Raw genomic sequence first — 18,174 nt, forward strand, 5'->3', positions numbered from 1 at the left:
ATGACAGACATCGCTGACAGACTGCAACAACACGTCGCCGCCGCTATTGGCGACAGAACTCCGCTGCATATTATCGGAGGTGGCAGCAAACAATTCCTCGGCCGCCACGTTGACGGCCAGGCACTGCCGGTCAGCGGCCATCGCGGCATCGTCAGCCATGAACCCACCGAACTGGTGATCACCGCGCGTGCCGGCACACCCTTGCATGAAATTAATGACGCGCTGACCGAACAGCGGCAAATGCTGCCTTTCGAGCCACCGCGATTTGGCGATAGCGCGACGCTTGGCGGCACCATCGCCTGCGGCCTCTCCGGCCCGCGCCGCCCGTATGCCGGCGCCGCCCGCGACTTTGTACTCGGCTGCCGCATGATTAATGGCAAAGGCGAGATACTGCATTTCGGCGGCGAAGTGATGAAAAATGTCGCCGGCTACGATGCGGCTCGTCTGATGGCAGGCGCATTCGGCACACTTGGCGTGCTGCTCGACATCAGCTTGAAAGTACTGCCACGCCCCGAAGCCGAGATCACACTGATACAAGAATGCACCGCCACCGAAGCCATCGTATTGATGAACACCTATGCCGGAAGGCCGCTGCCGTTGTCTGCCACTTGTTTTAATGAGGGACGGCTTTATGTGCGTCTTTCAGGGACTCATAGCGCCGTCAATCCCAGCATCGACAAGCTCGGCGGAGAAACGCTGGCCGACAGCGCAACGTTTTGGCGCGATCTCCGTGAACAAACACTACCGTTCTTCGCTGGCAGTGCGCGACTGTGGCGCGTGTCTGTGCCATCTTCTTCACCACCATTGGCACTTCCGGGCCACTGGTTGCTGGAATGGGGCGGAGCGCAACGCTGGCTGATCAGTGACGCCGATCCGGAAAATGTGCGCCAATACGCCACCAACGTCGGCGGCCACGCGACACTATTTCGCAACGGCAATCGTCGTTCCGAGATATTTCAGCCGCTGGCGCCCGGCCTGCTTCGTTTGCACCACAAGTTGAAGCAGGCCTTCGATCCGCTCGGGCTGTTCAATCCCGGCCGCATGTACCCAGGGCTGTAACACATCATGCAAACGTCACTGACCGAACAATTCAAAGCCACCGCCGAAGGACAGGAAGCGGAATCAATCTTACGTGCATGCGTGCATTGCGGATTTTGTACTGCGACATGCCCGACTTACCAATTGCTCGGCGATGAACTCGATGGGCCAAGAGGCCGTATTTATTTGATCAAGCAAGTGCTGGAGGGCAAGGAAATTAGCGCCAAGACGCAAACTCATCTTGATCGCTGCCTGACCTGTCGCTCCTGTGAAACGACCTGCCCATCGGGGGTGCGTTACGGACGTCTGATCGACATTGGCCGTCACGTTGTCGAACAGCAAGTACCGCGGCCACTGGCGGAGCGAGTCCTGCGCCGCACCTTGCGCACATTGATACCTTTCCGCCAACGCTTTGGGACATTGGTAAAACTGGGTCAAACCTTTTCCCCACTGCTGCCGCAGCGCCTGCGCCAGAAAATTCCGGCAATGCCGACTGCCACCGCATGGCCGATGACGACGCATGCCCGCAAGATGCTGGTGCTCGACGGTTGTGTGCAACCCATCACCGCGCCCAACACCAATGCCGCGGCCGCGCGCGTGCTCGACCGGCTTGGCATTCAGTTGATTCGCGCCGCCGGGGCGGGCTGCTGCGGTGCGCTCAGCCAGCATTTGTCGGCACCCGAAGAGGCGAGCGGCTTCATGCGCCGCAACATCGATGCCTGGTGGCCACATGTCGAGACAGGCGTTGAAGCACTGGTGATGACCGCCAGCGGTTGCGGCACCCTGGTCAAGGATTACGGCGAAATACTCAAATACGATGTAAACTACGCCGCCAAGGCGGCGCGAATCTCCAGCCTGACCAAAGACATCAGCGAAGTACTCGCCGTGGAAGATTTATCACGGCTGCAAAAGAACCTGGACGCAACCAGGATCGCCTACCATGCGCCCTGCACCCTGCAACATGGACAAAAGATCAATGGCATCGTTGAAAAGATACTGAGCATAGCGGGTTATGAACTAACGCCGGCGGCCGATAGCCATCTCTGTTGTGGTTCCGCCGGAACCTATTCGATTTTGCAACCTCAGCTATCACAACGACTGCTCGACAACAAACTTCAGTCGCTGGACGCAGGCAAACCTGACTGTATCGCCACCGCCAATATCGGCTGCCAGATGCACCTGGCCAGCAAATCCACCGTGCCCGTCAAACACTGGATTGAGTTGCTTGATGCACCACGTTAGTCTGGTGGCGACACGATTGCGGCGTCATAGTCAAAACGGCGGCTGATCGCACCGCTGAACTGAAATACATCCAGCAATCGCTCATACGCTGCCCTATTGATTACCGGATCGGCCATCCAACAGCCCAATTGCTGATAAGCAGCAATGGTCGCTGTTAACACCGCGTGATCGATGTCCGGGAAAAATCCGGCTTCGGCCTCGCACGCGGCGATTTCTACCGCTGGCGCGCTAATCACATAGGCCTGTGCACGACGATAAGCACGCATGAAGGCATGGGCCTTGTCGGTCTGCAACCAATCGCGTCTGGCGCAGAGACTACTGAACGCCACCGGCCCCACGACATCACCGACCGCAGCGACTACATGGCCGATACCTTCATGTTGCAACTGCTGCGGCACCGGCCCCTGCATGTGGACATAGTCGGCCTTGCCGTCGCGGAAGGCGCGTTCAATCGCTGTTACATCACCGGCATCAATGGCCTCGATGCTGGAGAATTCAACACCCCGCTGCTGCAGCGCATACTTGAACATCGCCAATGGCTGGAAAAAATGATCCACCAATACCCGTTTGCCTCGCAACTTATCCCAGGTGAACTTCGTATTCGGCTGACGCCCCGCAATAAAAAAGCCGTCTCGTTCATTGATCTGGGCGAAGTGTACGATCTCAAGCAGCACGCCGCGCTCAAGATCGGCAAAGCTGGTCGCCACCGCCGATTGCGCTAAATCGCAACTCCCGTCCATCAAGCTCGCCGGCACCGTACGCGAGGGGGTCGCGACGGTGTATCTCGGTTCCAGTCCTTCGGCGGCGAGAAATCCGCCGGCAATGGTCAGCAGTAGCGGACTATAAAACGCCGAGTGACGTAAGGCCATGATATTTATCTGCGACATAAGGATATCCTAATCAGGGAATTTACACTGAATACCACCCCCCCCTTTACTAAAGCAATAAAGTGTAAGATAAATAGTATCGATAACTTATTAACCCGGTATCTAAATACATTCAAATTCAATCCCCTCCCCCTTGCAAGGGGGAGGGCAAGGGAGGGGGTAGAAGGTTGGACATTTTCAAGCACGTCACCCCCATCCCAACCTTCCCCCTGCAAGGGGGAAGGAGTGTCAATGCGCTACTATTTACGTGCCGGATCAATAGCTATGGAGGTCGCCCATGACGAAAACTGCTAATCCTCAGGAAGTCCGCTCTTCCACCCTGGGAGACGAACTCGATAAAAACGAGGCCGTCGAACTGGCCAAGATCATGGGCGTGCGCCAGATCAAGGACGGCGAACTGCTGATCGCCGAAGGCGGTGCCGCCAATACTTTATTCTTGCTTGCCGAAGGCAAATTAGGTGTCTTTAGCATCATCGATGGCGAGGAAGTTGCGGTCTATACCATGAGCAAAGGCGAATGCGCCGGCACTCGCGCCTTCGTCGACCGCACCCCGCGCAAAGCAACCCTGCGCGCGATTGGCAATGCGACGGTTTACACCCTGGACCCGGCCACATTTGAAACATTGCTGGATTCACAGCCACGCGTGGTCTACAAAGTCATGCGCGCACTGTTCCGCATCACCCACGCCAATTTGATGCGCATGAACCAGGAAAGCCAGCAGCTCGCCAATTACATCAACAAGACACACGGCCGTTATTGAAAGAAGCCTATCACGCGGATGGGCTACTGCTACTCTAACAAGCGACTACTAGGCTAACGGCTCCACGCTATATTTCACGTATAACCGATGCTCCGCTCCCGGCGCCAGGGTAATCACATCATCTGCGGCATTGGTACTTTCGACACAGAGCATATTCAGATATCCGCTTGCACCAAGATCACCCATTTGATTCGCTTTTTCGAGCCACGGATTCCAGACCACCGTCGAATGACTGCCACGTTTTGCAATCCGGATCACGCGCCGATATTCCTGATCTTCGATCAAGCAATCCGCCGTTGAATCCAGATAAATGCGATCCACTTCAGAACCGATGGTGACCGCCCCACTTTGTTGCTTGCGCTGAAAATTTTCGACCTTATCCAGATACGGGCAGTCATCGAGCCCCTGCACCTTTACTTTGCGTACATCACCCACTTCAAAATAGGTATGTAATGCCTCGCCAATCACTACTGGCATCTTGTCTTCATTACGCGTCAGCAGCACCATTTCCAATGCCGCGCCGATCGTAATATGACACTCAACCGGCGTTTCATGTGGCCACAAGGCACGCGTTGCATCACTGGTCATCAGCCGGAAAATCAAACGTGTGCTGCTCTCCGAAAGCGCCTTGGTTTCAATCACCTCCCACGGCACCGTGCGGGCATAACCATGCGCCGGATAACTGCTCTCACGCGGATGCGCCCCAAACCAGGGCCAGCAGATAGGCACCCCGCCACGCACCGACTTCCCCGGCGCAAACTTCGCGGCCTTTGACAGCCAAATCACCGGCGGCTGGCCGTGCAATACCCAGGTCAGTAAATGAGCACCCTGCAGCGCAATCGTCGCTGACGATTTGGCGTTGGTCACCTCCGCCACGACCAGACCACCCGCCCCCTCCTTAAAAATCACTTGTTCTGCAATCCCATAACGTGCATTCAGCTGCGCTACCGAGGGCATATTCATATACCTTCTCCTCAAATCAAACCCTGATTATTATGCCAATGAATCATCAACCGATGGCGCCAGCATAATATGAACGGTCATGGCACACCAGTCCACGCATAGATCAACCCCTTTCCAGAACACATATGCTGTTTTATCCTTGAGTCCCCCGACACGGATGCCGCTGCCCGTATGAAACAGGATCACACCATCGCCTTTTCACAAGCCATGAATCATCAGAGCGATGGCCGGCTGAATGAAGCTGTTGATATCTATCGCTCTATTCTCTCCCAAACTCCAGATCACATCCCGAGTCTGGAGCAACTCGGTTTGCTGCATATGCAGCGAAAACAATATTTCGAGGCGGAATCGCTGCTTGGCCGTGCGTCAAGCCTGGATCCCCGCAACCAAAACCTCTGTCTGAATTACGCCCTTTGCAAATTGAATCTCGGCAACCCGACGGAAGCCATCGCCATTATCGAGCGAGTAATTGTCATCAATCCCGACAATAACGCGGCCAACCTCCTATTATCCAGCATATTACTTCCCGGACCACACTATCTTGAATGCCTGGATATCTTCCATCGCTGGCTAAAACCAGCGGTATATCTTGAAATCGGGGTGGAAACTGGCCGCTCCATGTCATTGGCCAAACCTCCATCGCAATGCATTGGCATTGATCCCGCTCCGCAAATCATCCACCCCTTCGCCGCACTGACACGAATATTTACCCAAACCAGTGACGATTTTTTTGCCCGTGATGATGTCCTGCAGATTTTTGATCACAACAAGATCGCAATGGCCTTTATCGATGGCCTGCATGTCTTCGAGGCTGTACTCCGTGATTTCATAAACGTGGAGAACCTAGCCACAAGAAATTCGGTGATACTGATTCATGACTGCATACCATTGAACGAGATCACCTCCGAACGGGAACGGAAGACCCAGTTCTGGAGCGGGGACACCTGGAAAATCGTTCCTTGCCTGAAGAAATATCGGCCCGACCTTGCCATCTTCACCTTTCCTGCCCCGCCTACCGGCTTGTGCATCGTCACCAACCTCAACCCAGACTCACAGGTTCTAGCCGGCCATTATGCAGCGATAATAAATGAGTATGTTGGCATGAAATACGAACAAATTCGCTCTGACAAAACTACCCTACTGAATATTGTTGACGTCAACCTGCCGACCATCATACAAACGGTCCGGAATTGCTGGCAGGAAACCCATTGATTGCACCCATTCCGGGAATCGGGCTATTCTTCACTGTAATCACATTCGCTGACCGGACCTGTCACACATGGCCAGATTTCACATCGCACACATGATTCCTCACCCGCGAGCACACGGTCTTTACGGTTACAAGGAAATCATCGAGACCATTTCCTGGGGACTGGAGCAATTGGGACACGAGGTCACTTACGCCGTGAACAATTTCGCCAGCGATGTCACCAACATCGTATTTGGCGCTCAGGTAACTTCCATCGACGTACTCAAGACTCTGCCGGAACACACCATCATTTACAACTTCGAGCAAATGCGCGGCTTGAGCCCGAACGAAATTAAACCCGAGGTCAAATATTGCGCCTCGCATTTCAATATCTGGGACTACAGCGCCTCTAACACAGACACCTGGCGCGCCCTTGGCGGCCAGCGTGTCCGCGTCGTTCCCGTAGGTTATGCGCCAATTCTCAGCAGAATCCCAAAACATAAAACCCAGGACATCGATGTACTGATTTACGGTCTGACCGGCCAGAAACGACTTGGCGCCTTTCATGCCCTCGCGCAATCCGGGCTAATCGCGTTATTCGTCTGCGGTCTCTACGGCCCAGCCAGAGACGGCCTGATATCCCGTTCGAAAATCGTCTTGAACATCAACCTCTACCAACATTCAAAGATTTTTGAAATCGTGCGCGTTTCCTACCTGCTCGCCAATCGAAAGGCCGTTCTGTCGGACCTTGACCCTGATACCTACATTGAGAATGACATCAAGAATGGCATCAAATTTTTCACGCCGCAGACCCTGGTGGATGACTGCTACTCACTGCTCGAAAACGAAAGCGATCGCGCCCGTCTTGAAGAAGCCGGCTTTCAGGCGATATCAAAACGTGATATCAGAGATATATTGCACCAGGCGCTGGAATAACAAGAATGGTCCCATAAATACCTATTTGACGGTAATGGACCCATTCAGTATCCCCGATATGGCGAACAACTTCATGGTCTCCTGCGTCGCCCCTTGAGGGTTGATCAACTCCTCACGACCAAACAAACGGCCGTTATAAAAGCCGCCCACCTTGCTCAACATCCTGTCCTGAAATTCATGAACATGCCCGGCGTCTTTGATAAACACCGCCACATAATCGTTCCAGACGTCCTGATTTTGCATTGACGTGTACGCTTCCAGAAGCGCGGGATTGAACCCGGAACGTTTCCCCCACGTCACCAACGCATTGCCACTGTCGGGATAAAACCGCCAGCAATCGACCGGGTATCGATGGTAATGGCCATTTGACGGGACATTCAGATAAAAGAGGCCATTGGGCTTGAGGATGCGCAAGATCTCGTTAAACAACAGCCAGAACATTTCCGAATGTTCGAAGCACGATGAACTGACGACAACATCAACCGAGTCAGCATAAAAAGGAAGGCTATAAGGGTCAGTGAGAACCACATCGACTCCATTGCCCACAACAAAATCAACCCCGATATATTTTACATTTTTAGGGCAGACATCGCGCAATGAACCATTCACATTCTGCGAGCCAATCTCGACAACGTCATAACTGTCGGCACAATTGCCATATGTGTCAAAGAACAATTTTCCATTCACCATTGCCGATGGATGCATTTGTCATTCCCCAAGATATTGTTATCCGCAGATAAGCATAGAAAGCACAACGAGAGGACGCAAAAGGAATCGTGACAAACGCTTTGCCATCCTAAAAATTCAATGCCACTCTTTCACTGCTGATATTATGCCCGACGATCGAAGTTTCCTCTGATCCCACCTCATTGAAGATCGTGAGCGTTTCTTGCACCACACCGGCCTGATCATATTCGGCCTGAATATCAAAAATATAGTAACGCCCGCGCAAAACAGTATTAACTTCATTTCGCTTGATGTGATAGCTCTTGAGCTGGCCAAGCGTTTTATGCTGCTGCTCGACATAGGATTTTCGCTCGTCCAACGCGCGCTTGGAAGAATATAACCCCAATACCTTGTTATCATCTTTGCTGAGTTGCGCCTGATAAAACTCCTCAACGACTTTCTGCGCAACATTGGCATCGGGATTACCTGACCCACAGGCCGCTAGCAACGCTGCAAGAGTGCCCGCCAAGCTGATACGCCAGAACGCATTCCATTTTGGGGTAATCTCGATATTTATTAAGTTAAAACGCATATCCATTCCCTATTAAAAAGACCTTGCGCTGCTACGCAACGATTAGTTTACAGACCACATGCACAAGAAATCATACAACAATATGCCCTATTTCTCTGCCAATAATTGACGTAAAGGGCCAATATAGGCTTCATAATGCCGCCACCGCTCTTTAGAACGATCGTAGACAGGCCGGGAGGCTTGGCCATAGCTGGCGGTAGCAATGGCGCGCTTGGATTCATAAAAGTTCAAGCAGGCATCATCCCAGGGTAAACCGATAAATTCGACCATCTTTCGGCTTACGCCTTCGGGATCATCCACCAGCGACTCATATTCAACGTCTAATATTTTTATATTGACTACTTCGCGCCAATGCCGCATCAGCCGTTGATATTGCCGATAATAATCGGCAAGTGCGGTCAAGTCATAGCTATAGGCATGACCATAATTAAAACGTTGAAAGAAATTGGACAGGCAGGTATCGACCGGATTCCTCTGACAATGAATAACTCTAGCCTTAGGAAATATTAACGATATCGCGCCCAGATACAAAAAATTTTCGGGCATCTTATCAATCACTCGAATAGCATCTTGGCTAATACTCTGGAGGCGACTCAAATATTCGCTCGCTGCAAAATCCAAAACATCAACACCCAAGTCCAGCGGGCTGGAAACAATCGAGGCGCCGCCATAAAGCCGGCATCGGATATTGGATTTTATATTATCGATGTCATACAGTTCCCCGCCACCCACGACATCAGGGTGCCCCGCGAGAATTTGCTCAACCAGCGTCGTGCCCGATCTCGGCATACCTACAACAAAAACGGGCCGCTCGCTATTACTATGCGATCGCTTCGCTTGCCGCATGGCGACATGATTGTAACGTTGAATGATATTGTTCGTGATTTTTTCTACAGGCTCTACCTTAACATGTGGCGCCATGAGTTCATTCGCCAACCGGAAGCAGTCAAATGCTCGATCATAGTTATCACGCGAGTCATAAAGGTGTCCCAATTCAAAGAGTATTGTTGCTCGCTCATAGAACACACGCCCCGCATCTGCGGCAAGCGCCTCTAGCCGTTCTATTGCCTCAGCAATACGGTCATCGCCCTTCCCGGTTCTTGCATATGCAACCGCAACCCCAATATGCCATTTTGTATTTTTAAATATTGGCTCTATGGACTCAAAGGCATCTTTTTCACGCCGCAAATGCAGTAATGCCTCTGACTTGCCAACCGCGGCATCGACATTGTCTGGCTCATGCTCCATGACATACGAAAAATGTTCGAGCGCCTTGTCTGGCATGGCACTGTCGATACACGCAAACCCAAGCTTAAGCCGAACATCGTGATCACCCGGATTATGCTGCAGGTAAAAAGCATAAGCCTTGGCCGCCTCTGCCGGGACGCCTAGCGAGCGCATAAAATCGCCCAGATACCTTGCCAACTCGATATTACGGCTACCCGCCAGCAATGCATCATTATAAAACGTGGCGGCCTCGCGAATTAGCTTGAGGGCGTGCGCTACACGGCCAGCAGACTCCAGAGCCTCGACTTTTTTTGGCTGCAAGACACATGCTTGACGATAGGCATCTAAAGCAGCTTCGTTTTTTTGCTGATGCTCTAGCACTTGGCCTAGCGCCAACCAGGCATCAAACATATTGCCGTCAATTTCAACTGCGTGATGCAGAGATTTCTCGGCCTCCACTACCGCACCCAAACGCCCTTCAACAACGCCCAGCATGAACCAGCCTTCGGCGTCGCGCGGTGAATAAGCGGTAATTTGTCGATAGAGAGCTACCGCTTCCTCTAAACGATTTTCAGATAGTGCCGCCAGCGCTTTCTTCTTTTTCGCTTTGGCGAATGCGTCTGGCTTGCCTTTCATCTTAACGAGCTTTTTTAGCTTGGACGGACCGGACGGGGCTGGCGATTTTCATCGACCGCCACGAAGGTCAATGTGGCCTGTGTCACTTTGATGGGAGCTTCAATACGATTACGTTCGGCAAATACTTCTACTTCTATTGTCAACGAAGTATTGCCGATGCGCACTACCTCGGCATAACAGGAAACAAGATCGCCCACAAACACCGGATGATGAAACTCAAAGGAATTCACGGCTACCGTCACCACGCGCCCCCCCGCGCACCGATAGGCCACCACACTGGCTGCAATATCGACCTGGGACATAATCCAGCCGCCAAAAATATCGCCCGTGGCATTGGCGTCCTTGGGCATGGCAACCACGCGTATCGACGGTGACTTTTGGCCGGGGTCCGTCATTAACGATGACCTTCGTACAGTTTATCAATCTCGGCCTGATAGCGGCCAATGATTTGGCTGCGACGCGCCTTGAGCGTTGGCGTCAATAACTCATTCTCCACAGTCCACGGCTCGGAGAGCACCGCAATACGACGAATTTGCGCATAGCCGGGGAATGCGGCCAGACGTTGCATTATTCGTGGCATGATCTTGGCATCGATATCGGCAGTGGAAAGCGGGTAGCTTAGTTCGGCCCTCACCATCTCATCCGCATTCAGCACCAGCAATGCGCTCAGATACGGTCGATCATCCCCCAACACCAACACCTGCTCAAAAAGCGAATCTTCGACAACAGCTGCCTCCATATCCGCTGGCGAGACTTTTTCACCATTGGCCAACACGATAATGTCTTTTAGACGACCGGTAATAACGATGTGATTCCGATCATCAATACGGGCCTTATCACCGGTATGTAGCCAGCCATCCTTTTCAATGACCTCTGCGGTCGCTTCAGGCGCATTCCAATAGCCCTTCATCACACCTGGACTTCTTACCAGAAGCTCATCATCGGCGCCAATCTTGACTTCAACATCCGGCAGCGGCGGGCCAATACTGACAGGATCATTATCATTGACCCGGTTTGCCGCCACCACAGGACTCAGCTCAGTCATGCCATAACCCTGTAGCAGATCCAACCCAAGCCCAATAAATGTCTTGCCTACATTGAAAGGCATGGGCGCGCCGCCACAAACTGCAACCCGCAAATGACCACCCAACTTCGCCATCACCTTGCGGCCAACGATAGCCTTGAGCAATGGCCAAAGCAGCAACTGCAAATTCCAACTACCAACGCCTTGTTTGTAACAGAACCGTTTCCAACCTGTATCGACTGCCAATTCAAATAAATTACGCTTGACCGGGCTTGTTAATTGTTCGCGAATGCGGTTATAGCTACGCTCGTAAATGCGCGGCACGGAGATCAGAATTGTTGGCTTAATAGTGAGCAAATCTTCAGCCAATTGTGGAATCGAGCGCGCATAGGCCACTACCGATCCCGCCATCATTGGCAAATAGTAGCCAATGGTACGCTCAAAGGTATGCGATAACGGCAGGAATGAGAGAAACACATCCTCAGGGAAGGCCGTAACCACTGCTAACGATGCTTTCGCATTCCATAGAATATTATGATGCGACAACATCACGCCCTTTGGCTTTCCTGTCGTGCCAGAGGTATAAATAATAGTCGCCAGGGCATGAGGATCTTCAACCGTGATTTTGAAACGCTCAGACGCCGCCCTCACTATCTCGCTCATATTAATCACTGCCGGATCGGCGACACGCTCCAGGCTCCAGACATACATGCCCTCACGCGCCTTGCAATGTGCGCGCATGGTTTGCCACTGCGCATTATTTTCGATGAGGAGTAACTTAACGTCGGCATCATTCAGTATGTAGGCCACGCTCTCAGGCCGATCGTTGACATAGAGCGGCACCACCACCAATCCCAACGCTAATGCCGCCTGCTCAAACACGACCCACTCGCGGCAATTACGCAGCATCACTGCCACACGCGAGCCCGGCGGCAGTCGCAAGCGACGCATTGCCGTTTGCCAGCGGCCGGCCAGATCAATCATCTGCGCCCAGGTACTATCCTGCCAACGCTTGTCGATAGTGGAATAATAACGATAAGCGACCATGTGCCGGGAACGCTGCACCCGCGCCAGAAATAATCCTGGCAATGTGCATGCCTCTTCCGGCTCAATGATGTCGGCTTTGCCTTGCATCGCTATACCTTATCACACAGTAAAATGAGTATATAACAAAAAAGAAGGCTCACTAGAGCCCACTTTTCTTCGATCTTAACAATTGACATACCTAACCCCAGCCAGGATCGGGACGAAACCGCCGCCCATGACGTTGCTCGAGTCCGCGCAAGCATCCCTTCAATTCGCCTACGCCCTTGTGCTCGACATAATTCATAGGTCCACCCCGGAATGGCGCGAAGCCGGTGCCAAAAATAACCCCGGCATCGAGCAGATCCTTATCTTCGACGATGCCTTCGCGCAGACAAGCCATTGCCTCATTGATAAAGCGCATCATCATCCGATCAGTCACATCGGCCGGTAGATGCGCGCCTTTATCCACGGCTTGCGCCTGTTTTTTGCCATTGATATAGCGGTAAAAACCTTCACCGCTCTTACGGCCAAGACGACCGACATCGACCATCTGCTGCAAACGGCCCGGCACTGGCAATTGCAACTGTTCACCGAGAATTTTTGCCACAGAGAGGCAAATATCCAGCCCCACGGTATCGGCGAGTTCGATCGGCCCCATCGGCATACCAAAATCCAGGGCGGCCTGATCGATCAGCGGCGCCGAAATCCCTTCCTCCACCAGCGTCACGGCCTCAAGCAAATACGGCATCAGCACCCGATTCACCAAAAAGCCGGGCGCACTCTTCACCGGCAATGGCAGACGATCGATATGGCGGCAGAACGCTGTTGCCTGCCGCACTACCTGTGGATCGGTGTGCTCACTCTTCACGATCTCCACCAGCTGCATCTTGGCCACCGGGTTAAAGAAATGCAGGCCGACCAGACGCTCCGGCCTGGCCAGCACCAGACTCAAAACTTCCAGCGGGATACTCGAGGTATTGGTCGCCAGCAGTGCGCCGGACTTGAGTTGCGGCTCGACCATGCGATATAACGACTGCTTCGCCTCGACGTTTTCAAAAATCGCCTCAATCACCACATCGGCCTTAGGAATACCAACACCCTTAATGTCAGGGATAAGACGATCCAGTGCTGCCTGTATCGCACGCGGTTGCTTCAATCGCTTTTTATACAGATCATATGCACGCTTGACGACACGGCCTATCGTTTCCGGATTGCGATCCTGAATCGTGACTTTGAAGCCACGCATTGCACACCACGCCGCGATATCACCGCCCATCACGCCGCCGCCAATGACATGCACATGCTTCGGTGCGATATCGCTCTTTCTACCGAGCGATTTCAGTCGCTCTTGCAAGAAAAAGACACGGATCAGATTCTGCGCCGTATCGCCCATTACCAGCCGCGCCACCGATGCCGCTTCTTCCTTCATCATGCGCCGTGGATTGCCCATGTACTGCGCCCAGAGATCGATCACGGCATAGGGCGCGGGATAATGATCCTTGCGTGCGCGTTGCGCCACCTGCTTGCGCAAATAGCGCGCCAGCAATGGCCGCACCAAATCATGATTGGTCAGCGCCTTCCAACCGGTGGCTTTTTTCTGTTGCGGCGATTTCAGCACCAAATGTTTCGCCGCATCCCGCAACCGGCGTTGCGGCACGGCATAATCCACCAACCCCATCCGCTGCGCCGCCTTGGCATTTACGCTGCGGCCGCTGAGCATCATATCCATCGCCGCCGGCGCACCGACTAATGGCGGCAGACGCACCGTGCCGCCAAATCCTGGATGAATCCCGAGATTGACTTCCGGCAATCCAAGCTTGGTGCCCGGATCATCATCGGCAACACGATAACGGCACGCCAATGCCAACTCCATACCACCGCCCAGACAAAATCCATGAATCAGTGCCACGGTAGGCATATCCAATGCTTCCAGGCGATCCAGCACCGCCTGACCGCGCCCAATCAAGGCTTCGGCATCCTGCTGCCCATTCAGGGTCGTGAATTCATTAATGTCTGCACCCGCGATAAAGCCACTGGCTTTTGCCGACAAAATCACCAGTCCTTGTGGACGCTCTTGTTCGATGGCGCTAATAATTGCATCCAATTCCATCAATACGTCAGCTGAGAGCACGTTGGTCGTGGCATTCGCTTTATCGGCATACAGCCATATCGTGTCGTGATCGTCACGTTCCAGACGCCAGTTTTTGTACGTTTGCTCAGTCATGGCTATCACCCCGCATCCCTTTCAACCACCATCGCGCCACCCTGGCCGCCGCCAATACAAAGACTCGCCATCCCGCGTTTTGTATTCGTTCGTTTCAACACATGCAACAAGTGCAGCACAATACGTGCACCGCTGGCACCGACCGGATGACCGATACTGACGCCACCGCCATCGACATTCAGCCGCTCATTACTGACTTCACCCAGCGGCCCACTGAGCCCTAATTCATTGCGGCAATAATCAGCATCTTTCCAGGCCTCGACACACGCCAACACCTGCGCCGCAAAGGCTTCATTGATTTCCCAATAATCGATATCGCTGATTTGCCAGCCATGACGTTGCATGATCGGCGTCATCGCATGCACTGGCCCCAATCCCATTTGACTGGGTTCTAATCCGGCCCACTCGCTATCGACAATCCTCCCCATCACCGGCAATTGATGTTGGCGCACTGCATCTTCGCTGGCCAGAATCAACATCGCCGCACCATCGGTGACCTGCGCCGAATTTCCCGCCGTGACGCGACCAAAGTGCCGATCGAACACGGGCTTTAATGCCCCCAGTTTGGCCACATCCGAATCGCGGCGCAAACCATCATCATGCTGATAACACTTCCCTTTGCTATCGTAAATGGCTTCAATCTCATCAATGAGCAGATTTTCATCTTGTGCCCGCGCCAGACGCTTCTGACTTTGACAGGCGAACTCATCCATGCGCTTGCGGCTGATATTAAAGCGATGAGCGAGAATCTCTGCGGTCTGCCCCATCGACAAGCCAACGATCGGATCCGTCAGCCCACGCAACAAACCGATCACTGGCTTGAGATATTTTGGCTTCAATTTTTTCAAGGTTTGCAGTTTTTGCCCAAAACTCTTGGCGCCATTCCAGGCCGACAGCCAATGCACCATCTCCAGACTCAACAGGATCGGCGCATGACTCATGGATTCAACGCCACCCGCCAGCACCAGATCGGAACGACCACAGGCAATATTGGTGTAGGCACAATCCAGCGCCTGCATGCCGGAGGCGCAATTACGTTGCACCGTCCACGCGGGTATGCGCTTGTCGCACCCCAAGCGCAAGGCCATGACGCGCGCGATATTCGCCTCATCCGGCCCGGGCATCACGCAGCCCAGAATCACTTCGTCCAACGCTTCCACTGAAAATGATTGGCGCACCAACAAGGCACGGCCCGCGGCCACCGCCAGATCGCCCGCCGCAAACGATCCCGGCTTACCCGCCGCCCTGAGAAAAGGCGTGCGCGCGCCATCGACCACATACACTGTCCGATTCATTCCGCTGCGTGAATGCGCCATATCAAGACTCCCTGCTCTGCTTCGAACTCCAATAATCCGGACGGAAATCATCGACCGTAATCACATCGCGACGCGCTGCAATTGCCGCCCTGAGAGTATCGGCTTCCTGCCGATTGATGATCCCCGCCTCCAGACCGCGCGCCAGCGTTTCACCATCGCCGATTTTGGGCAGACGCTTGCTTTGCACCGCCTCGCGCAATTTGCGTTCCACGACCTCGGCCGCCACCACCTTGTCCAGCGCCGACTCGATGCGACCCAATGCATCCTGTTCGCTACCGGGGACAAAAATACCTGCGGTCAGCCGGTCACGAACGGGCGACGGCGACAAAATCAGACCTGCAACTGTATGGCCCAGCCCATCACTCGGCAGCCGACAACTGCGCCCAAACGGCATCATAATTTTCTTCAATAACCAGCCCACCGACCGCAGTGGCAAATTGCTCGCCAAGCCGATCAGATGTTCTTCCGCCTGATACAACGCGTCATCACAGGCCCAACGCAACAATGACAAATCTTCTGCGGGCCGCTGGTTATCGTGATAAAACTTCAATGTCGCCGAGACCAGATACAACTGACTTAACACGTCCGCCAGACGGCCTGATAATTTCTCACGTCTCTTGAGCGAACCACCCAACGTCAGCATCGCCACATCCGCAGCCAATGCAAAACAGGCGCTCATGCGTGTCACTTGCCGGTAATAACGGCGCTCAGGGCCGTCGACTGGCACCGATACAAATCGCGCACCGGTCAAACCCATCCATAATGCCCGGGCGGCATTACTCATCACAAAACCAACGTGAGCCCATATCGCACGATCGAATTCCCGCAGAGCACTCCCATGATCGGGATTCATCACCGCCTGCATTTCACGCAACACATAGGGATGGCAACGAATCGCACCCTGACCAAAGATGATCATGGTCCGAGTCAATATATTCGCCCCCTCGACCGTAATACTGATCGGAATCGATTGATAAATACGACCGATAAAATTGCGTGGCCCCATGCAGATTGCACTGCCCCCCTGCACATCCATGCCATCGTTCACCACCTTGCGCATTCGTTCGGTCATCGTGTATTTGACGATGGCAGAGATCACCGATGGCTTTTGACCTTGATCCACCGCACCCGCCGTCATGGTCCGCGCCGCATCCATCATGTAGGTATACGCCGCAATCCGCGCCAGCGGCTCCTCGACGCCTTCGAAGCGGCCAATCGGTGTTTTAAATTGCTTGCGGATGCGCGCGTAACCACCCGTTGCCCGACTCACCAATTTGCCCGCGCCCGCAGACAACGCTGGCAGAGAAATCGAACGCCCAGCCGCCAAACACTCCATCAACATGCGCCAGCCCTGACCGACGCGCGCCGCACCACCGATCACCCATTCCATCGGGATAAAGACATCCTTGCCCCAATTCGGCCCATTCATGAATGCCTGATTCAACGGCGCATGGCGATTTCCAATATTAACGCCCGGCGTGTTGGTAGGAATCAGCGCGCAGGTAATGCCAATATCTTCCACCTTACCCAACAAACGATCAGGATCGTAAAGCCGGAATGCCAAACCCAATACCGTCGCCACCGGGCCTAGCGTGATGTAACGCTTTTCCCAGGTCACGCGAATACCCAGCACCTCACGCCCCTCAAATATTCCTTTGCAAACGATGCCGCGATCTGGAATCGAAGCCGCATCGCTGCCTGCTTCCGGTCCCGTTAGCGCAAAACATGGCACTTCTTCACCGCGTGCCAGCCGTGGCAGATAGTGGTTTTTTTGTTCCTCGGTACCATAATGCAACAACAATTCCGCCGGCCCGAGCGAATTCGGCACCATCACTGTCACCGCCGCCGATACCGAACGGCTGGCGACTTTCATCACCACGCCTGAATGCGCGAGCGCTGAGAATTCCTTACCGCCGTAGCGCTTGGGAATGATCATCCCAAAGAAACCTTGCTCGCGGATGAATTTCCAAACATGCGGCGGCAAGTCACGCCGCTCTTCAGTGATGTGCCAGTCATCGAGCATCTTGCATAGCTCTTCCACCGGCCCGTTGATAAAGTCGAGCTCTTCCTGACTCAGACGTGGCTCAGGCGTTGCGTGCAATTTTTTCCAATTGGGATTGCCGCTGAATAAATCACCATCCCACCATACTGTCCCCGCCTCCAGCGCCTCGCGCTCGGTTTGCGACGTCGGCGGCAATGCCTTGCGCATCATCGGCAACAACCAGGAAGAAAACAGCGGCCGCCGCAAAGCAGGCCATCCGAAAGGCAATGCCGCAATAAATACCAACCACAGCAATACCTTGATACCACCTGCAACCTGATCAATGCTCGTAATGCCAACCAGCACCAGTGCGACGGCGATTATCCACTGCCATGCCGCACACCGGAGATAGGCCACACACCAAACGACCATTATCAGGATAAGACATGCAAAGATCGTGATCATAT

At 53.6% G+C, this 18,174-nt stretch carries 15 protein-coding genes; 5 read left to right on the forward strand and 10 right to left on the reverse strand.

Annotated features, from left to right (window positions below):
• Together glcE and glcF are read left to right on the forward strand one after the other, a co-directional pair.
• Window positions 1-1,059 carry a glycolate oxidase subunit GlcE gene (gene glcE / locus HY272_10520; GenBank protein MBI3773117.1) on the forward strand — a complete coding sequence of 353 codons (1,059 nt, stop codon included), beginning with the start codon at window positions 1-3 and terminating at the stop codon, window positions 1,057-1,059.
• Window positions 1,060-1,065: 6 nt separating this feature from the next.
• Window positions 1,066-2,280, forward strand: a complete 1,215-nt coding sequence (gene glcF, locus HY272_10525) for a glycolate oxidase subunit GlcF (GenBank protein MBI3773118.1) — start codon at window positions 1,066-1,068, stop codon at window positions 2,278-2,280.
• Here glcF and HY272_10530 read toward each other — a convergent pair.
• Window positions 2,277-3,167: an ABC transporter substrate-binding protein gene (locus HY272_10530; GenBank protein MBI3773119.1), complete on the reverse strand. Its 891-nt coding sequence runs from the start codon at window positions 3,165-3,167 to the stop codon at window positions 2,277-2,279. The genes glcF and HY272_10530 overlap by 4 nt on opposite strands.
• A 277-nt stretch (window positions 3,168-3,444) precedes the next feature.
• Here HY272_10530 and HY272_10535 point away from each other — a divergent pair, with 277 nt between their 5' ends.
• Window positions 3,445-3,927, forward strand: a complete 483-nt coding sequence (locus HY272_10535) for a cyclic nucleotide-binding domain-containing protein (GenBank protein ID MBI3773120.1) — start codon at window positions 3,445-3,447, stop codon at window positions 3,925-3,927.
• Between the two features lie 48 nt (window positions 3,928-3,975).
• On the opposite strand, the gene HY272_10540 is transcribed toward HY272_10535, so the two are convergent.
• Entirely contained in the window at window positions 3,976-4,884 is a 909-nt protein-coding gene (locus tag HY272_10540; GenBank protein MBI3773121.1) for a D-hexose-6-phosphate mutarotase, read from the reverse strand.
• Between the two features lie 177 nt (window positions 4,885-5,061).
• Here HY272_10540 and HY272_10545 point away from each other — a divergent pair, with 177 nt between their 5' ends.
• Window positions 5,062-6,102, forward strand: coding sequence for a tetratricopeptide repeat protein (locus tag HY272_10545; protein MBI3773122.1), 1,041 nt, complete (start codon window positions 5,062-5,064; stop codon window positions 6,100-6,102).
• Between the two features lie 67 nt (window positions 6,103-6,169).
• Window positions 6,170-7,015, forward strand: a complete 846-nt coding sequence (locus tag HY272_10550; protein MBI3773123.1) for a hypothetical protein — start codon at window positions 6,170-6,172, stop codon at window positions 7,013-7,015.
• Between the two features lie 21 nt (window positions 7,016-7,036).
• Here the strand turns inward: HY272_10550 and HY272_10555 are convergent, their stop codons facing one another.
• From HY272_10555 to HY272_10590, 8 genes are all read right to left on the reverse strand, one after another.
• A complete protein-coding gene (locus HY272_10555) occupies window positions 7,037-7,720 on the reverse strand; it encodes a methyltransferase domain-containing protein (protein MBI3773124.1) in 684 nt (227 codons plus the stop codon).
• 91 nt (window positions 7,721-7,811) lie between these two features.
• Window positions 7,812-8,273: a hypothetical protein gene (locus HY272_10560; GenBank protein MBI3773125.1), complete on the reverse strand. Its 462-nt coding sequence runs from the start codon at window positions 8,271-8,273 to the stop codon at window positions 7,812-7,814.
• 87 nt (window positions 8,274-8,360) lie between these two features.
• Window positions 8,361-10,136: a sulfotransferase gene (locus tag HY272_10565; protein MBI3773126.1), complete on the reverse strand. Its 1,776-nt coding sequence runs from the start codon at window positions 10,134-10,136 to the stop codon at window positions 8,361-8,363.
• Window positions 10,137-10,150: 14 nt separating this feature from the next.
• A complete protein-coding gene (locus HY272_10570; protein MBI3773127.1) occupies window positions 10,151-10,531 on the reverse strand; it encodes an acyl-CoA thioesterase in 381 nt (126 codons plus the stop codon).
• Complete coding sequence (locus tag HY272_10575) at window positions 10,531-12,294, reverse strand: long-chain fatty acid--CoA ligase (GenBank protein ID MBI3773128.1); 1,764 nt, start codon at window positions 12,292-12,294, stop codon at window positions 10,531-10,533. Before HY272_10575 ends, HY272_10570 begins: the two co-directional genes overlap by 1 nt.
• 91 nt (window positions 12,295-12,385) lie before the next feature.
• Complete coding sequence (locus tag HY272_10580; GenBank protein ID MBI3773129.1) at window positions 12,386-14,410, reverse strand: enoyl-CoA hydratase/isomerase family protein; 2,025 nt, start codon at window positions 14,408-14,410, stop codon at window positions 12,386-12,388.
• A 5-nt stretch (window positions 14,411-14,415) separates the two neighbouring features.
• A complete protein-coding gene (locus HY272_10585; protein ID MBI3773130.1) occupies window positions 14,416-15,705 on the reverse strand; it encodes an acetyl-CoA C-acetyltransferase in 1,290 nt (429 codons plus the stop codon).
• A 22-nt stretch (window positions 15,706-15,727) separates the two neighbouring features.
• Complete coding sequence (locus HY272_10590) at window positions 15,728-18,172, reverse strand: acyl-CoA dehydrogenase (protein ID MBI3773131.1); 2,445 nt, start codon at window positions 18,170-18,172, stop codon at window positions 15,728-15,730.
• Between the last annotated feature and the right edge of the window lie 2 nt (window positions 18,173-18,174).

Source organism: Gammaproteobacteria bacterium (genome assembly GCA_016200485.1).
GTDB lineage: Bacteria > Pseudomonadota > Gammaproteobacteria > Tenderiales > Tenderiaceae > JACQEP01.